At 75.0% G+C, this 2168-nt stretch carries 2 protein-coding genes; both read left to right on the top strand.

Annotated features, from left to right (window positions below; translation table 11 throughout):
* Positions 1–934 (top strand): 3-oxoacyl-[acyl-carrier-protein] synthase III C-terminal domain-containing protein (locus H5J30_RS28865; protein WP_258563581.1); only part of this gene is annotated, 934 nt, incomplete at its 5' end.
* Positions 935–1000: 66 nt separating this feature from the next.
* A partial coding sequence (locus H5J30_RS28860) for a preATP grasp domain-containing protein (RefSeq protein ID WP_181790218.1) occupies positions 1001–2168 on the top strand: 1168 nt, incomplete at its 3' end.

Here is a 2168-nt window from a genome sequence, read left to right as displayed (position 1 = left end):
CCCGATGACCGCCCTGTACGACGTCGCCGCGCACATCGCGCCCGTGTCGGTGCCCATCGCCGACCTCGCCCCCCGCCTCGGCGTCGGCGACCGCGACCTCGCCCTGTTCCACCGCTACTTCGGCCTGCGCGACGTGCGCATGTCGCCGGACGCGGGACTGCGCGAGATGACGGTGGCCGCCGGCCGCGAGCTGACCGCGCTCGCGGGCAACGAGCACCGCGTGTCGTACGTCGTCAGCGCCCGCACCATCCCCATCGGCTCCCGCGCCTCGCAGAACCCCGTGCACGACGCCGCCGACGAACTCGGCCTGCCGCACGCCGCGGTGTTCACCGTCACCCAGCAGGCGTGCTCCTCCGGCCTGGCCGCCGTCGACCTCGCCGGGCGGCTCCTCGCCGAGGACGGCGACCCGGACGCGCTGGCGCTCGTCGTCGCGGGGGAGAAGTCCGACTGGCCCACCGCCCAGCTCATCCCCGGCACCACCGTGATGGGCGAGTCGTCGGCCGCCTGCCTGGTGTCCGCCGGCGGCAGCGGCGACGTGCTGCGCAGCTACGTCACCCGCACCTTCGGCGAGTACCACGACGTGAAGCTCCCGCCGCCGCGCGGCGAGGAGTTCGAGCGGCGCTACGCGGAGCGGCTGACGGCCGTCATCAGCGAGGCGGTGGCCGCGGCCGGGATCCGCCTGGAGGACCTGGCATGGATCCTGCCGCACAACGTCAACCGCATCTCCTGGGCGAAGGCCGCCCAGATCCTGGACTTCCCGCGCTCGCGCATCTGCCTGGACAACGTCGCCGCGCTCGGCCACTGCTTCGGCGCGGACTCCTTCATCAACTACGTGACCCTGCGCGACGCCGGCCGGCTCCGCAAGGGCGACTGCTACCTGATGGCCGCGGTGGGGCTCGGCGCCACCTTCGCGGCCGCGGTGTTCCGCCACTGACGGCGTACGCGCGCCAGGGACACCGCCGCGAACAGCACCGAAGAACGCCAGGAAGAGGGGGACGACATGACCGGCAACCCGCCGGCCGACGACTTCATGAGCGGTGTCCGGCGCGCCTGCACCGGCGACCCGGCCGCACCGCTCGTACTGCTCGGCAACATCGAGGTCGAACGCGACTGGGCGCGCGGCGAGCCCGGCGTGCCCGCCGTCGGGGGCAACGCGCCCTCCGCGGTCGTCGCGCGCATGGACGAGTTCGCGCTGCTGCTCGGCGGCGCGGCCGACCACGTGGTCCTCAAGTCCGCACCCGACCCCGGCTACCTGGACTACCTGCGCGGCCTCGGCCTCGACCTGCCGCACGTGCAGGTCACCGACCGCTGCCGGCCCGGGGTCCCGGTCACGGAGGAGGCGCTGGACTCGCCCGCCCTGCTCGCGCGGCTGCGCGCGCTCGGCACCCCCCGGCTCCTCCCGCACGGCATGTCCGCCGCCGAGGAGGAGCTGTGCCGGCGGACCGGGCTCGCCGCCGCGCTGCCGGCCGCGGCGCTCGCGAAGCGGGTCAACAGCAAGATCTACAGCCGCCGCGTCACCGCGGAGCTGGGCGTGCCGCTCGCCGAGGGCTGGGAGTGCGAGTCGGTCGCGGAGTTCGAGGCCGTCGCGGAGAAGGCCGTCGCCCGGATCGCGGACGGCGCGGTCGTCGGCGTCAAGGACGCGTACGGCGTCTCCGGCAAGGGCATCGTCGTCGCCGACCGGGCGCGGCGGCTGGAGCAGCTGGTGCGGATGGTGCGCCGGCGCGCGGCGCGTACCGGGGACGACCGGCTCGCCGTGGTGGTGGAGGTGTGGGCGGACAAGGCCGCCGACCTCAACTACCACCTCACCGTGGGCCGGGACGGCTCCGTGCGCTTCGACTTCGTCAAGGAGGCGCTGACCGCCGGCGGCGTCCACCAGGGCCACCGCTTCCCGGCCCGGCTCACCCGCGGGCAGCGCGCGGTGGTCGAGGACACCGCGCGGCTCGTCGGCGGGCGGCTCGCCGCCGACGGCTACCACGGGCCCGTGGGCGTCGACGCTCTCGTACGGGCCGACGGTTCGCTGCTGCCCGTGCTGGAGATCAACGCCCGCAACAACATGTCCACGTACCAGACCCGGCTGCGGGAGCAGTGCGTCCCGGCGGACGCGGTCGTCGTCGCCCGCCAGTACGACATGCGGCTGCCCGGCCCCGTCCCCTTCGACCGGCTCGCCG

This window comes from Streptomyces phytophilus, from assembly GCF_013870535.1.
Taxonomy (GTDB): domain Bacteria; phylum Actinomycetota; class Actinomycetes; order Streptomycetales; family Streptomycetaceae; genus Streptomyces; species Streptomyces phytophilus.
This window is presented reverse-complemented; position numbering and strand designations above follow the sequence as displayed.